Origin of the sequence: Paraburkholderia sp. GAS348 (assembly GCF_050434205.1) — a bacterium.
GTDB lineage: Bacteria > Pseudomonadota > Gammaproteobacteria > Burkholderiales > Burkholderiaceae > Paraburkholderia.
The window spans coordinates 121,220-136,762 of the sequence record NZ_JBNPVT010000010.1 but is presented as its reverse complement, the minus strand read 5'-3'; the positions used below and the strand labels follow the sequence as shown (position 1 = coordinate 136,762).

The 15,543-nt window shown below is 63.8% G+C and carries 13 protein-coding genes and 1 pseudogene; 7 read left to right on the top strand and 7 right to left on the bottom strand.

The features are described from left to right. The first annotated feature begins 150 nt into the window (after positions 1–150). Positions 151–705: a YaeQ family protein gene (locus tag P3T22_RS18675; RefSeq protein WP_063497757.1), complete on the top strand. Its 555-nt coding sequence runs from the start codon at positions 151–153 to the stop codon at positions 703–705. A 3-nt stretch (positions 706–708) separates the two neighbouring features. Here the strand turns inward: P3T22_RS18675 and P3T22_RS18670 are convergent, their stop codons facing one another. After that, positions 709–1,134, bottom strand: a complete 426-nt coding sequence (locus tag P3T22_RS18670) for a VOC family protein (RefSeq protein WP_429325746.1) — start codon at positions 1,132–1,134, stop codon at positions 709–711. 397 nt (positions 1,135–1,531) lie between these two features. Here P3T22_RS18670 and ada point away from each other — a divergent pair. The 4 genes and pseudogenes from ada to P3T22_RS18650 all read left to right on the top strand — a co-directional run bounded on the left by ada (position 1,532) and on the right by P3T22_RS18650 (position 6,186). After that, positions 1,532–2,693 (top strand): annotated as a pseudogene (ada, locus tag P3T22_RS18665) (bifunctional DNA-binding transcriptional regulator/O6-methylguanine-DNA methyltransferase Ada). Continuing rightward, positions 2,690–3,607, top strand: a complete 918-nt coding sequence (locus P3T22_RS18660; protein ID WP_429325745.1) for a DNA-3-methyladenine glycosylase family protein — start codon at positions 2,690–2,692, stop codon at positions 3,605–3,607. Before ada ends, P3T22_RS18660 begins: the two are co-directional and overlap by 4 nt. Positions 3,608–3,789: 182 nt before the next feature. Then, a complete protein-coding gene (gene gshA, locus P3T22_RS18655) occupies positions 3,790–5,406 on the top strand; it encodes a glutamate--cysteine ligase (protein ID WP_429325744.1) in 1,617 nt (538 codons plus the stop codon). 279 nt (positions 5,407–5,685) lie between these two features. Beyond that, positions 5,686–6,186, top strand: coding sequence for a hypothetical protein (locus tag P3T22_RS18650; RefSeq protein WP_429325743.1), 501 nt, complete (start codon positions 5,686–5,688; stop codon positions 6,184–6,186). Positions 6,187–6,326: 140 nt separating this feature from the next. Here the strand turns inward: P3T22_RS18650 and P3T22_RS18645 are convergent, their stop codons facing one another. Both P3T22_RS18645 and P3T22_RS18640 read right to left on the bottom strand, forming a co-directional pair. After that, positions 6,327–7,889: a DHA2 family efflux MFS transporter permease subunit gene (locus P3T22_RS18645; protein ID WP_063497752.1), complete on the bottom strand. Its 1,563-nt coding sequence runs from the start codon at positions 7,887–7,889 to the stop codon at positions 6,327–6,329. A gap of 135 nt (positions 7,890–8,024) precedes the next feature. Then, entirely contained in the window at positions 8,025–8,567 is a 543-nt protein-coding gene (locus P3T22_RS18640) for a MarR family winged helix-turn-helix transcriptional regulator (protein WP_063497751.1), read from the bottom strand. A 261-nt stretch (positions 8,568–8,828) separates the two neighbouring features. Here P3T22_RS18640 and P3T22_RS18635 point away from each other — a divergent pair, with 261 nt between their 5' ends. Beyond that, complete coding sequence (locus P3T22_RS18635) at positions 8,829–9,185, top strand: hypothetical protein (RefSeq protein WP_429325742.1); 357 nt, start codon at positions 8,829–8,831, stop codon at positions 9,183–9,185. 248 nt (positions 9,186–9,433) lie between these two features. Then, positions 9,434–11,002, top strand: coding sequence for an efflux transporter outer membrane subunit (locus P3T22_RS18630; RefSeq protein WP_429325741.1), 1,569 nt, complete (start codon positions 9,434–9,436; stop codon positions 11,000–11,002). 83 nt (positions 11,003–11,085) lie between these two features. Here P3T22_RS18630 and P3T22_RS18625 read toward each other — a convergent pair whose 3' ends face one another. Genes P3T22_RS18625 through gspK form a run of 4 tightly spaced genes read right to left on the bottom strand, consistent with a single transcriptional unit; the run spans position 11,086 to position 15,199 of the window. Continuing rightward, positions 11,086–11,865: a type II secretion system protein N gene (locus P3T22_RS18625; RefSeq protein ID WP_063497748.1), complete on the bottom strand. Its 780-nt coding sequence runs from the start codon at positions 11,863–11,865 to the stop codon at positions 11,086–11,088. A gap of 22 nt (positions 11,866–11,887) precedes the next feature. Beyond that, positions 11,888–12,391, bottom strand: a complete 504-nt coding sequence (locus tag P3T22_RS18620) for a type II secretion system protein M (RefSeq protein ID WP_063497747.1) — start codon at positions 12,389–12,391, stop codon at positions 11,888–11,890. Further along, entirely contained in the window at positions 12,388–13,809 is a 1,422-nt protein-coding gene (gene gspL / locus P3T22_RS18615; RefSeq protein ID WP_063497746.1) for a type II secretion system protein GspL, read from the bottom strand. The genes P3T22_RS18620 and gspL overlap by 4 nt, the downstream gene beginning before the upstream one ends. 28 nt (positions 13,810–13,837) lie before the next feature. Then, positions 13,838–15,199, bottom strand: a complete 1,362-nt coding sequence (gene gspK, locus P3T22_RS18610) for a type II secretion system minor pseudopilin GspK (protein ID WP_429325740.1) — start codon at positions 15,197–15,199, stop codon at positions 13,838–13,840. Positions 15,200–15,543: the final 344 nt, after the last annotated feature.

Here is a 15,543-nt window from a genome sequence, read left to right as displayed (position 1 = left end):
ATGCTTCTCCCGTTGCGATAGTCGCAGTTGCAGCCGGCTTCGGCTCGGGAGGGACACGCGATGTACAACAAACACCGAACACGGCAACGCGCCGTCGACGACTCTTTTTCTGTTCGCTCCGGTGGAGCGAACGCCTGGTTTATTAACGGCATGGCTCTCAAATCGACGATTTACAAGGCAGAACTCCAGATCGCCAACATGGACCGGCACTACTACGCCGACCATTCGCTGACGATCGCCCGCCATCCCTCGGAAACCGACGACCGGATGATGGTCCGCGTCGCCGCGTTCGCGCTGTTCGCACAGGAGCGCCTCGAATTCTGTAAGGGTTTGTCGGACGTCGACGAACCGGACCTCTGGCAGAAGGACCTCACCGGCGCGATCGAAACCTGGATCGAGGTCGGCCAGCCGGACGAACGGCGCATTGCCAAGGCAAGCGGACGCTCGAACGAAGTGATCGTGATCGCCTATGGCGGCCGCACGTCGGATATCTGGTGGCAAGGGGTGCGCAGCAAGGTCGAACGCATGCGCAATGTGACGGTCTGGACGCTGGGCGAAGACGTCGCCGCCGCGCTTGGGTCGCTCGCCGAACGGACCATGCGTCTGCAATGCACCGTGCAGGACGGCGAAGCATGGCTCGGCAGCGCCGAGGCCGATGCGGTGAAGATCGAGTGGACGGTGTTGAAGGCGCCCGCCGACGCTTGATAGTTACAACGACGTCGCACGCGCCGCTTCGGGTGGCCCTTTGAGCTCGACCATATTGCCTTCCGGGTCGAACAGATACAGCGACTGCCCAAACCCGTCCGCGCCATAGCGCAAAGCCGCCTCGCCAGGCCGCGCGCCGTGTTGGGCCAGATGAGCCGTGAGCGCCTCGGCGTCGAACGGGTCGACGCGCAAACACACGTGGTCCATATTCCGCCCCGCGCCCGGCACACCGTTTTCGGGGCGATCGAGCTCAGCACCGACCTTTAACAGGTCGATCAGCGAGCGCCCCGCGCGTAATTGCGTCAGGCCCAGATCGGCCTGCTCCTTCTCGACGCTGCAACCGAGCACTTCGCAATAAAAACGCGTCATCTCCGCAACGTTCGACGCCCGAATGACGATGTGATCGATCTCGCGAATGTGGATTTTCATGTCGAACGCCCCTTGGCTGGTTCGCAGAAATGGATGAACAGCCACCAGTGTAGAAGAAAGGAGAGGGTAGCGAGAGCGGGCGATGAACCGGCTCCGAGGGACAGATATGAAATGTTCAGACGAAAAAAAGCCCGCTCTATGTGGAGCGGGCTGAATCCATATCAGGAGGAGACATGGAGGAGACAGGTACTAATATACACATCGGGCTGATGCGACGCAATAACTTTTTAAGGGAAAACCCGATATCGGGCCAAATTGTCGCAGTTTGAGGCTAACCGAGCGCCTGGCGGGGCTCGATGCCTACGAGGAAGCGAAATGACAGAGCAAGAACCGGGGCGTAGTGTGTTGGCATGCGGCCTACATTGGTGAGCATCGACACCGCCTTTCCGGGACCATCATGAACCGCAGCGACCGTACCGAGACCAGCAACGAAGCCGCCGTCAGCACTCCGAGCTGGGCCACCGACGCCGAGCGTTGGAAAGCCGTCACCTGCCGCGAGCCGCAGGCCGACGGCGCGTTCTTCTACGCCGTCAAAACGACGGGCGTGTTCTGCCGCCCGTCATGCGCGTCGCGCCAGCCACGCCGCGAGAATGTCGTTTTCTTCACCGACGCCAACGCCGCGCGCGCCGCGGGCTATCGCGATTGCAAGCGTTGCCAGCCCGGCGGCCTGCCGCGCGAGCTGGAAATCGTCAATCGCGCTTGTGCCGCGCTGGATGCCGATCCGCAACAACGCCTCACGCTCGCGCAATTGAGCGACGCGGTGCACGTCAGCCCATTCCACCTGCAGCGCCTGTTCAAACGCGTGGTGGGTGTGTCGCCGCGTCAGTATCAGGCCGCGCAACGCGGCGCCGCGCTGCGCGATGCGCTGCAGAGCGGGTCGGACGTGACGCGCGCTACGCTCGACGCCGGCTTCGGCTCGCCATCGCGGATGTACGACAGCGCCTCGGCGGAATTGGGGATGGCGCCATCCGCGTTCCGCCGCAAAGGCGCGGGGCTCACCGTGCGTTACGCCAGCGCACCGACCTCGCTCGGCTTCGTGCTGGTCGCCGCAACCGACAAAGGCATCTGCAAGATCGGTTTCGGCGACGATGCCGTCCTACTCGCCGACGAACTGCGCGGCGAGTTCGCCAACGCCGAGCTGGTCGAGGACGCAGCGCGGCTCGCACCGTTCATCGCGCAGATCGACGCCTATCTGCGCGGCACGCGTCAGGACTTCGATCTGCCTTTGGATATTGCCGCCACCGCGTTCCGGCAACGTGTATGGGACGCGCTGCGGCGCATTCCCTACGGTGAGACGCGCAGCTATTCCCAGATCGCGGAAGCGGTCGGCTCACCCCGCGCCGTGCGCGCGGTGGCGAGCGCATGCGCGACCAATCCAGTCGCGTTGGCGATTCCATGCCATCGCGTCGTGCAGAAGGGTGGAGCGCTGGGGCCTGTCGCGCAAGGCCGTGCTGCTCGATAACGAAGCGCAGCACGCACCTGTCGTTCCGCTCGATGAACCTGATCGCCGCGAGCGCGCGGCCATTGCTGCCATCACCAACCTGGACCACGCCGCGTGAGCACGCTTGACGACGTCGCAATACTCGAACTGCCGTTCAAAGCCCCCTTCGACTGGCCGCGCCTGCTGCGCTTTTTCGGCGGACGCGCGACGCCCGGCGTCGAAGCGGTCGAAGCCGGCGCCTATCGCCGCGCGATCGATTGGGCCGGCGACAGCGGCACACTGAGCGTGCGCCTGCATCCGCGCAAGCGCTGCATCGTCGCGAACATCGAAGGCCCCGCGAGCCGTCATGCCGACGCGCTCGCCGCGCCGATCGCGAGGATGTTCGACCTGCACGCCGACCCGAAAAAGATCGGCAACGAACTGGCCGCCGACCCATGGCTCGCGCCGCTGATCGAAGCCGTGCCGGGCTTGCGCGTGCCGGGCGCGTGGTCGGGCTTCGAACTGGTGGTGCGCGCCATTGTCGGGCAGCAGGTCAGCGTGAAGGCGGCGACCACGATCATCGGGCGATTGGTGCAGCGTGCCGGCGTGCGCATCGAAGGTCATCCGCATGAGAACACCGCCTGGCGCTTTCCGACGCCCGCCGCGCTCGCGGCTGTGGATCTGGAAAAGATCGGCATGCCGGGTAAACGCGTAGCCGCATTGCAGGGCTTTGCGCAGGCGGTCGCTTCAGGCGACGTACCGCTCGACAGCAGCGTCGCCGATGCCAACAGCCTGCGCGCGGCGTTGCTCGCACTGCCTGGCATCGGTCCATGGACAGTCGAGTATGTGGCGATGCGCGCATGGCGTGACGCGGACGCCTGGCCCGCCTCGGACCTCGTGCTGATGCAGTCGATCTGCGCGCGCGACCCGTCGCTCGCACGGCCCACGCAGCAACGCACTCGCACCGACGCGTGGCGGCCGTGGCGCGCGTATGCGGCGATGCATCTGTGGAACGAGGTAGCGGATCGGGCAGGCGCCGCGCGCGGCGGCTGAGGTAGTGGATTCAGGCCAGGTTGTGTCGTCCGAGGGCCGGCCGAAGCGGCCTCAAGCAGGCCTCGTGGCGAGATGTTAAAGTGCCCGCTACCCGAAAATTCCGCCGAACGTTGTCAACCGCGCAGTGCTGCACCTAAGCAGCGAAGCGGCACATGGCGGCCGACAACGCCCGACTCGCATCAATGCCAAACACGACACCTTCTCGTACGAACGACGCGTTATCTCACCGCCTGTCCGTGCTGACCTCAGGCCCGCAGCGCGACGCGCTGATACGCGGCCTGCGCGGCATCGAAAAGGAGAGCCTGCGCGTGACGCACGACGGCAAGCTTGCCATGACGCCGCATCCGCGCGCGCTCGGTTCGGCGCTTACGCATCCGTCGCTCACCACCGACTATTCCGAAGCGTTGATCGAACTGATTACGCCGGCCGAGCACGACGTCGCGATCACGCTAGAGAAGCTCGATACGCTGCATCGTTTCGTCTACGCCGAACTCGGCGACGAGATCCTGTGGAACAACTCGATGCCGGGCCGGCTGCCCGAAACGGACGAGGGCATTCCGATCGCGCATTACGGCACGTCGAATATCGGCAAACTGAAGTACGTGTACCGCATTGGCCTCGCGCTCCGTTACGGCCGCACGATGCAGTGCATTGCGGGCGTTCACTACAACTATTCGCTGAACGAAGAAGTGTGGCGGGCGTTGCATGCCGACCAGCAATCCACGGCGAACGCCGTCGATTTCCAGTCCGATCGCTACCTCGCGCTGATCCGCAATTTCCGCCGCACCAACTGGCTGCTGATGTACCTGTTCGGCGCATCGCCGGCGCTGGATCGCCGATTCCTGCGCGATCGCCAACACACGCTCGAAACCTTCGACGCCGACACGCTGTATCGCCCCTACGCGACCAGCTTGCGCATGAGCGACCTCGGCTACTCGAACACCACCGCGCAAGCCGCGCTGTGCGCCGACTACGACACGCTGCCGGGCTACCTCGACGCGCTCGCGAAGGCTGTGAGCCAGCCGTATCCCGCGTACGAGGCGATCGGCACACAGCGCGACGGGGAGTGGGTGCAGATCAACACGAACGTGCTGCAGATCGAAAACGAGTTCTATTCGACGATCCGTCCGAAGCGCGTCACGCATCCGGGCGAGCGTCCGCTGCATGCGCTGGCTGCGCGTGGCGTGCAGTATGTCGAAGTGCGCTGCATGGACATCGATCCGTTTGAGCCGACCGGCATTTCGCTGGAGACGTCGCGCTTCCTTGATGCTTATCTGCTGGTCTGTGCGCTCGACGACAGCGCGCCGCTGCCGCCGGACGCGTCCGCCGAGGCAAATGAGAACTTTGGCCGCGTGACGATGGAGGGCCGCAAGCCGGGGCTCGAACTGACACGCGACGGCAGCCCGATCGCGATGATGGATTGGTCGAACGAATTGCTCGTCAAGATAGACACAGCCGCGGCAACGCTTGACGCATTGCACGGCGGCGACGCACACGCACGCGCCGTGGCGGTTCAGCGCGCGAAGCTGGCGGATGTATCGCTGACACCGTCCGCGCGCGTGTTGCAGACGATGCGCGACAAGCAGCAGAGCTTCCTTGCGTTCGGCCTCGAGCAAAGCGAAGCGCACGCCGCCTATTTCCGCTCGCGTCCGCTGGATGCTGCGCAGACCAAAGAATTCGCCGACCTTGCTGCGCAATCGCTTGCAGAGCAGGCCAAACTCGAACGGGAAGAGGTGGGTTCATTCGACGCATTTGTCGCGGCATACCGGGCGTACACACTGAACCGGTTTAGCGTCTAAACGACGAAACACAGGCAGCGCCGGAAAAAGCGGCCCAGAGGGCTAATGCCGTTCAGCCAACACTGAACGGCATTATTTTTTGCGGAGCAAGAATCGGCACCGAGGGCCGCTTTTTATTCTGTACAGGTAACGTCTATGCCAAGCGACGCTGGACGCCTGACCATACCGGCAAAATCTCCACTCGCACTCGTTTTGACGATTCGCTGATGCTATGAAACACCGTGCCGGGGATGCGGTCCAACTTGGATGACAGGTCCCGGAGAGGGAGGCTTCAACGTGATGAAAAAAGGTCTGTTGGCCGTATTGTGCTTGGTGTCGGCGGCGGGCTGTTCGACGCAGGGGCAGATCGATCCGGACATCATGCAGATCGCGACCACGCCGTTGACGTGTTCGACCAAAGCCGAGTGCGATATCTGGTGGCAGCGTGCACAGACGTGGGTTGCGGGCCATTCGAAGTACAAAATTGAATCTGCGACTGACACGCTGATCCAGACGGCGGGCCCGGACGGCGGCAAGCGCGCGCTGGCGTACCAGATTACGCGCACCGCGAACCCGGACGGCACGGCAACGATTGGTTTCGCGGCGCATTGCGATGGATCGATGGGGTGCAAACCGAACCCATGGGAGGCGGGCGCCGACTTCAAGGAATACGTACGAGGCAGTGCGGCGGGCGCGCCGCAGAGCGGCGAAAAACAGTTGCAACCGGCGCCGACGGCGATGCACCCGGAGGCATCGGGACAATCGATGCCCGGCACGAGTGGGGAAGCGGTAACGCAGTGAAGAAGGGGAGGAAACGGTAACGCATTCAGCGAGGAGAAAGCGCTCACGCATGAAACGCGAGTGTGGCGCTGGGTAACCCGCCGCGCAAAAGCGCGGCGAATGGTTTTAAGAAGTACGCTTCGGCGCGCGCAGAAAAAACCTCAATGCCCCATAGAAGCGCCCACCCCCTTCCGTGGCTTGGTAACCCAGACAAGCAAAGCCAGAACAAGAAATGCCGCACAAGAAATGCGGAAAAAATCATTAGTGGCCATCATATAAGCCTGCGCCGTAACGACCTGATTCAACTGAGCCGTGAGGCCATCCCCAGAAAGCCCGAGCCCGGCCAACGCATTGGTATAAGCATTGGTATTAGCCGCATAGACATTTACCGAATCGGTCAACATCGCATGATGATAGATCGTGTCATTTTCCCAGTAAGTCGTACTAATAGCCGTCCCGATCGCCCCGGACAGAGTCCGAAAAAAGTTCGACAACCCAGAAGCACTGGCGAGCCGATCATCCGACACGCTGGACAGCGTAATGGTAGTCATCGGCACAAAGAAGCAGGCAACCCCAATACCCTGCACCAACCGCGGCCAGATCACATGATTGAACGGCACATCGAGCGTAAAGGTCGAGTTCCAGAACGACACGAACGCAAACACGATGAACGCAAAACTCGCTACCACGCGCAGGTTCAGCCGATGCATATTCTTGCCGATCATCGGCGATAAAAACAGCGCCAGAATGCCGACCGGCGCCGTCGCCAAACCGGCAATCCCCGCGGTGTACCCCATCACCGTCTGCAGCCAGAGCGGGAAAATCACCACCGACCCGAAGAACGCCATAAACCCGAACGAAATAATCACCACGCCGAGCGCGAAGTTGCGATCCTTGAATAAGGAAAGATCGACGACAGGTTCCTTGTCCGTCATCTCCCACACCAGCAGGAACGCAATCGACACCACCGCGATAATCGCCAGCGTGATGATGAACGTCGAGTTGAACCAGTCGCGATCCTTGCCCAGATCGAGCACCATCTGCAGGCACGACACACCGATCACGAGCAATGCGAGGCCGATCGCATCGATCCTCTGTTTGGTGACCTTGGTCTCGCGGCCGCGCAGCAGCAGGAACGCGCACACCGCCGAGAACAAGCCGATCGGCACGTTGATATAGAAGATCCACGGCCACGTGTAGTTGTCGGTGATATAGCCGCCCATCACGGGCCCGAAAATCGGCGCGCAGATCACGGTCATCGCCCAGAGGCCGAGCGCGAGCCCGCGCCTTTCCGGTGGGTATGAGCGCATCAGAATCGTCTGCGAGAGCGGCACCATCGGGCCGGAGACGAGCCCTTGCAGGAGCCGGAACGCAATCAGCGACTCGAAGTTGTGCGCAAAGCCGCACAGCGCCGAGGCGATCGTGAAAAGCAGAACTGACAGCGTGAACAGCCGCACCTCGCCGACGCGCCGCGCAAGCCAGCCGGTCAACGGCACCGCGATCGCCGAGGCCACGGAATACGATGAGATGACCCAGGTGCCCTGACTGGTCGCCACGCCGAGACTGCCGGAAATGGTCGGCACCGCGACGTTCGCGATCGACGTGTCGAGCACTTCCATGAACGTGCCGAGCGCGAGACCGACCGTGAGCAACGCCAGCGCACCCCCTTTGAGCGGAGCGGGTTCGGCGGCGGGTAGGGCTTCGGCGGGAGCCGTAGCGGCCATATGTGTTTCTCCTCAGCTGGGAAAGCTTGTCGCGACAGCTTTATTGCGCCCTCCAAACGGTGCGCTTATATGCCGGAACACCCTCTGCCCAGACAGATATCTTCAAACGATGGCGCTTTCAAAAACGCCTCTTGGTTACTGCCCGTCGTGATCGGGCAGCGGCTCTGCGGGTGATGCTTCCTCCGATTCCTGCGACGGTCCGATTCCGCAGCAGGCGCTTGCTCCCTCGCCGATGCCGTTCGCGATGAACCGGCCGAGCAGGTCGAGGAGGGCGGCGTGGTCCGCGGCGGAAAATCCGCGCAACTGCTCGTTCAGCACGGCGGCGCCCAGACCGGGCAATTGCCGCGCGGCTTCGTGGCCCTGCGCTGTCAACTCCAGCTTGACCATCCGGCGGTCGGCGTCGCTGCGCGTGCGCACGATAAAGCCTTTCTTTTCAAGGCGATCGAGCAGACGCGTCATCGATCCGCTGTCGTAAGACATGACGCGCGACAACTCGAACGGCGTGCTCGCGCGTTGCGCGGACAACACCAGAATCACGCCGATCTGCTGGGCAGTCAGTCCTAACGGTTTGACCGCGCGGTCCATTCGTTCGACAAGCACGTTTCGCGCTTTCGTCAGGTAATAGCCAAGACTCGATTCGAGGTGAATCTCATCCGCTTTGTAGGGGCCGTCAGTCATCGTGTATCCGGGAACATTTGAACATCGGCAAGCAGAACGAATTCTAGCTGCCTAAGCAGACAAGTCAAACGTGATTTCGCGTAGCGCGAACAGCGCAAAAAACAACACTGCCCTTGCGGGCGAAGCAAAGTATCTTGAAATTTAATTGCATAGTCAATATTATTGCAGGCAACGAGTTACGCGCGACCCGCGCCACCCGAGACCATGTTCTGATCGATTGTCTGCACGCCGCAAAGGCGCCGTGCGAAAAGGATTTCCCCCATGCTGTACCTCAAAAACACCCTTGGCGGCTTGAGCCGCTCCCTGACCGATTCCGCGCTAAGCAGCTTTCAAGGGCCGCATCGCTGGTGGAAACTGGCGTTGTTCGCCATGCTGTTCGTGCTGCCCGGCGGATCGGTGGGGGTCGCGGTGTTTGCGTGGATGGGGCATCGGCGGGGGCAGAAGGAAGCCAACGCTGCCCCAGCGGAACCGGTGCGGTTCGCCATTGCGGCGGGGAGTGTCGCGACGGCCGCTGCTGCCAGCCCGGCAGGTGCTTGCGCGGCACGCTCCGGCGCGCCGTGTCGGGCTGCGGCTGGCAAGCTCGCCCGGCAGACTACGTCTGCGGATTCACGGGTCTAATTCTCTTCTCGCAGAACCGGTCCTGGTTGCCTGTGCGGCGCTTTCCGCCGCCAAAGCCAACCAGCCCGGTAACAGCACGTAACCATCCCGACACCCTAAGTAACACACCTCCGCCTCCCCCCGCATTACCCTTTCAGTTTCCCGCGCCCAAGTGGCCCCATACGCTAACATTCCGGCAGAGCCATGATCTCGCCCGGCCAGCAGTGCCGCCATCGGCCGCACTGCGGCGTCCAGAAGGAATCCATTGCATGCAGTTTGATCGAACCGCGCGCGCGCGGACACTTGCGCCGCGCGCCCTGACTATCGCGGTAGCGGCGGCCCTCGCCGCCCTGCTGGCCGGTTGCGCGGTCGGCCCGGACTACAAGCGGCCCGCGGCCGAGATCCCCGCTTCCTACAAGGAAGCGGCGCCCGGCTGGAAAGTCGCTCAGCCGGCCGATCGGCAAGACCGCGGCGACTGGTGGAGCATCTACGAAGACCCGCAACTCAACGCGCTCGAAGACAAGCTGAACGCGTCGAACCAGACCATCGCCCAATTTGCCGCCGCCTATCGCCAGGCGCGAGCGCTGGTTGGTGAAGCGCGCGCGGCGTATTTCCCGACCATCGGTGCCTCGGCAGGCGCCACGCGCTCCGGCAACGGTTCATCGTCCAGTGGCAACTCGACCATCGCCTCGAGCCGCTCCCGCGTCAGCAACAGCTTCAACCTGCAACTCGACGCAAGCTGGGAGCTGGACCTGTGGGGTTCGGTCACCCGCTCGGTTAATTCGCAGAAAGCCGGCCAGCAAGGCGCCGCCGCCGATCTGGCGAATGCCCGGCTGTCCGCCCAGGCCACACTCGCGCAAACCTATTTCTCGCTGCGTTCGCTCGACTCCACCCAGAAGCTGCTCGACGACACCGTGGCGGCCTATCAACGCTCGCTGCAGCTCACGCAGAACCAGTACGCAGCAGGCGTCGCCGCACGCTCGGACGTGATTCAGGCGCAAACGCAGTTGCAGTCGGCGCAAGCGGCCGCGATCGACAATGGTGTGCAGCGCGCGCTGGACGAGCACGCGATCGCCGTACTCATCGGCGAGCCAGCCTCGACCTTCTCGATTCCGCCGATGCCGCTCACCGCCACGCCGCCCGCCGTGCCCGCGCAGATGCCGTCGGCGCTGCTCGAGCGGCGCCCGGATATCGCATCGGCCGAACGCAAGGCCGCGGCGGCGAACGAACAGATCGGCGTTGCGATTGCCGCGTTCTTCCCCTCGCTGACACTGTCGGCCACCGGCGGCTTCGAAAATTCAGTGTTCTCGCAATTGCTGACCGCGCCGTCGCGGTTCTGGACGCTCGGCCCGCAACTCGCCTCCACGGTCTTCGACGCCGGCTTGCGTGAGGCAAAGACCGAAGCCGCTCGCGCCGCTTACGATCAGAACGTCGCCACATACCGTCAAACGATTCTGGCCGCATTCCAGGACGTCGAGGACAATCTCGCCTCACAGCGCATCCTCGAACAGGAAATCGTCGTGCAGCGGCAAGCGGTGGATTCAGCTCGCCAGGCGCTCGCCATCGTCACCAACGAGTACAAGGCCGGCACGGTCGGCTACGTCAACGTGCTGACCGCGCAGACCACGGCCTTCCTGGCCGAGCAGAAGCTGGAGACCATCGCAGGGCAGCGGATGGTGTCGTCGGTGGGTCTGGTGAAGGCGCTCGGCGGTGGCTGGGATGTGTCGCAAATGAACCGCGAGACGGGCGATGTAGCGGCGCCCGCGCCAGTGCCGGCAGCGCCGGCGACGCCGGTGGCGCAAAGCGGAGCCACGTCGCAACCGGCGCAGAGCAACTAGGCGCGCGACTCGTAAAGTCAAAGTAAAAGCAAAAGAGGCATGGCCGCGAAATGCAGCCATGCCTCTTTTTTACGACCCGCGCCTCAGTGCACGAACGTCAACGCGACCGTATCCGGCCCGCTTGGCCGGCCCAACAGATTCAGCAGTCCCGCGAGGTTATCGTGCGCTTCCGGGGCGGCGCTGGCCGTCCCATGAAACGATGTAGAGACTGCCGACACCGTCCCATTGCCGGTCAGCATCAGCGGTCCCTTGAGCGTTGTCAGATCCAGCGTGGACGACGCCCCCTGCGCCTGGAACAGCAGCCGGTAAGAGCCCAGCGGCTTGACCAGCGAGACGCGCGAACTGACGTCGTTCAGGGTCACGGTCATCAGGCCGAACGCCTCCTGATTGAAGCTGCGCCAATCGGACCATGCGAGGCGCACGTCGCCTTGCAGATCGAGCGTGTTGAACGGTGCGCCGAGGCCGCTTAGCAGCGAAGCCGGCACCGCCATCGCGCCCGGCGTGACGGTGGCGCTGCGCGGGGTGATGTCCACGGTGATCGGGTCAGGCATCGCTTCGCTGTGCCGCATGATCATCCGCACACGGCCGGTGAAGAGCGGCCAGAACGCCGTGCGCCATTCGATCCGCCCCGGCAGCAGAGTCGCCGCACTCATGTCGGAACCGGCGGTGAGCATCAGCGTGGCCGAACCGCGCCACAGCGAGCCGGCCGGGTCGACGAGATTGACGTGACCACGGGCCTGTTTGGCGAACTGCGGCGTAATCCAGGCGGCCGGCAACAACGTCAGCATCACGGCCGCGCTGGCCAGCACCGCGACCGCCAGCCAGGGTAGTGCGACACGCAGGCGCCGCATCCAGTAAGTCATGCGATATCCTGTAACGGCGCGGTCATTTCGCGGTAGATGGCTGCAACGACGCCGTCAGATCCACCTGGCCGTCTTCCGTGAGGGCGGTCACGTGCGCCTCGGCGACCTGCACCTTGAACTGCTTGCGCGCGTCGTCGACCCAGCTCGTCCACGCGGGGAACGACGCATTCTTCATCTGGATCTGCACCGCGTTGCCGATCACCTGCACCTGCGTCGCAGCCAGGCCGTGATCGCTGAGCGAGGCAGTGAGCGCATCCTTCAGCGCAGCGCCGGTCGGCGCGACCCCTTGAGCCGCGGCGGAAAGCTGGCGCGCTTCATTCGACTGCGCGGTCATCTGCGCCAACTGCCGCTGCAAGGAGGGCAGCGATTCGCGCAGATGCGCGCGGCCATCGTGCGCCGGAGCCCACAGCACCGACCATGCGATCACCACGGCCAGCACTCCGCCGCCCCATGCCAGCAGCGTTTTTTCGCGCTCGGTGCGCTGGTCCCAGAATCCAGCCCAGCTTTGGGCGAGTTCAGCTTTCATTGTCCGTTCCTGATGGTCCACTTGCCGGTGTCGCTGTCGATCGCGCCGGTGAGGCCGTTGCGCGCGAGGCGTTTGGCGAGATCGGCATCGGGTTTCACCTCGGGCTTGAAGGTCACATCGAGCCGCCGGTCGTGATAGTCGAGCGCCGCGATGCCGTTGACCGGCACCGGCGCCAACGAACGCGCGAGACCATCGGCGAGCGACAGAAAATCGTCCGGCGACAGTTCACCCGCCGCCACCCGCAACTGCTGCAGCTGGCGCGACATCTGACCGGGCGCATCGAGCACGACCGTCGTCTTGGGGAAGGTGTTGAGGAGCAGCTCGGTCATCTGCGTGTTGATCGCGTCGCGCTGGCGCGCGAGCATCAGCCACTGCACGTTCGCGCCGACAATCGCGATCACCAGCGCGCCGACCGCCAGCACGACCGGCAGGCGCAGACGCCACAGCGTCGCGCGGTCGAGCCGCCACGGCTGCGAGGCAAACTCGAACTGACACAGGTCGAAGCGGCACGCCAGCGCGCGGCGGGCGAGTTGCTCGAACGGCAACGGGCTGGCGCCGTGCACGTAAGCGGCAAGCTTCGCCGGGCTGGTTGCGGCGAGGCCCGGCTCGTTGCCGGGCACCTCCGTCAGCATATACAGCGAGACCGGCGCAGCGCCGGCGAGCGCGCTGAGGGTCGCGTTCACGGCGTTAGCCGGCACCGCCAGCCCCTCACCCTGGACGCCGCGCGCGATGGCCAGCTCGACGCGTGGCGCGCCGTTGACCGCCGCGCTTTCGACCGCGCCTTCAAGTAAGAATGCCGGTGCAGTCTGAACAACAGCGCCGAGTACGGCCGCCACCATTGGCAGCACCGGCGCGACGCCCGGCGCCACCACCGGCGCCACGCCCGGCAGCGAGGTCGCCACGCTAGCGGAGCCCGCCATCGCCGGCTCGCCCGCGTTGACCATTTCCGCGACTTCGGCGGGGGTGTCGAGCGTGGCGGTTTGCGGCAGACAACGCGTGACCGGCACGGCGCGCAAGCTGCGGTGGCCGGCTGCGGCGAAACCCTCGCAGATGAAGCGGAACCAGCCGCGGTCGACGATCGCGAGCAACTGCCGGCCGCCCGCGAGCGGTTGCGGATCGACGGCGATGTGACAGGTTTGCGGATCCTGGATCAGCTGATCCTCGACGATATTCGGCAAGGCCTGACGCAGCCGCGGGCCGCGCAATGGCGGCAGCTTGGCGGGCATCATCAGCAGATCGCGGGCGGCGACCATCAGCACCGTCGACGAGGCGCGCGGCAGCAGCGCGAGCGCCGAGCGGCCCGCGCGCTGGGTGCGGCCCGACTTGTCGAGCAGCACAAACGGCAACTCCGGCAGTTGCCATTCCTGCGACGGCACCGCCGGATCACGCGGCGGCAATAGAACGATCAGTGTGCTCAAAGGGCACTCTCTCTGGGAAAGGCGTTATTCATAGTTGGTCCTGTACCCGCACGATACGCGTAGTGTGAGTCAATGCGTCGCGATAGACGAGGGTCGTGCGGTCCACTTCTGCGCGTTCGTGCTGCACACGGCCGTGGATCAGAAAGTAGCTCGTGTTGACGTCCATTTCACTCGGATCGATCGCGACCGACTGCACGCCGGCGCCGCGCAAGGCGAGTTGCACATCGCTGACGTTATGGAAAAACACGGTCTGCCGACGCGCGACGAAGGCTTGCGCGGCGGACAGACTCATTCCCGGCACGATCGCCGCGATGACTTCGGCGGAGGCCGTATTCACGTTGACCGCCGACACCGTCGGCAGCACGGTGACGAACGGCCGCAAGCGCGCGACCACTTCCGGCGTATAGCCGGGGATATCGAGGAGCGAATCGACGCTGGTCAATTGCAACGGCGCGACGGCCGCGTTGTCGTCGCCATCTTCGATACCGGGTTTGTCGGTGAAGCTGCCACCGGTGGCGCCGCCGCCCGCGGTGATCGGGGTCGCCGCTGCCCCGGTGGCGGAAGTGACCGTCTGGAACCGAGTCGCCGATTGCGCGAGACTCGCGCGTACCTGGACGGCGGTGGCTTTCGCCAGTTGGCTGTTTATGCTGAGGGATACGAGCAGGCGCTGATAGGCGCCGATTTGCTCCGTGTCCAGTTGCACGACACCGGGGGCTGGGCTCGAGACCAGATTGCGGAGGTTGAATTTCGCCTGGGCGTCTTCGATTGAACCTGAGAGGTAGGTTTCCTGGCCTTGCTCGGCGCGCACTTCGCCTATTTGCCCGAGGAAATCCGACAGACGTGTTTTGGCGATGGGGACGCCCCATAGGCCCCCTAAGTAGGTGATGCCCGCTGAGGTGTCGCCCTCCGAGCGGAGGATCAGGCGCGTCCAGTCCAGCGCGCCGCGGGAGACCCATTGCGCTTGGGAGAGGAGGCGCTGGTTTTCGATCCTTCGGATTTGGACTTGCTGGCGCCAGAGCATGCCCGATACTAATATCGCTGATAGCGCGACTACTAGTAGGGCGCTGATGATGGCTGCGCCTTGTTGGTTTGCCTGCGGTGGCTGGTTTGGTTGTTTGCCTGCGGCGTTGGTCGTTTCCTGGCTTGTCTGCCTGGTCGGCGCTTTTGTCTGCGCGCTTGCGGCGCTGGCCTTTCCTTGATTTGTTATTGGTCTATTAGCGTTCCCCCTGTGCGGGGGGGCACCTACTTTTCTTTGCCGGCTGCAAAGAAAAGTAGGCAAAAGAAAGCAGCTCAAACCGCTAATGCTAAGCGGGAACCGTAGCTCAGAACCGCCAGTGGCTCCGTGGAATCCGTGTTCTCTCACATTCGGCGCTAGTGACAAAGGAGTCATACTTCCGGCGGCGCTACGCGCGCCGAAGAGTACTTCAGAAAACCAGGGGCCGGATTTTCGCGCAGCGGAAGCTTTCGGCTCCGCCTCGGTGAGGCGCCTGATTAGTTGGTGGCGAGTTGCATGAGCGCTCGAGGTGCAAGGCAGCAATTGCGAATGGGGTGGGACCGAGTGAACCACTGGTTTGTTGAATTGCTCTTCCGGCGAGCACACCGTGCGAGACGGGAAGTATGACTCCTTTGTCACTGATGCCTGAAGGGGCACGAGCACGGATTCTACGGAGCCACTACCCTCTCCAAGCCATGGTGCCCACTTAGCATTAGCGGTTTGAGCCGCTTTCTTTTGCC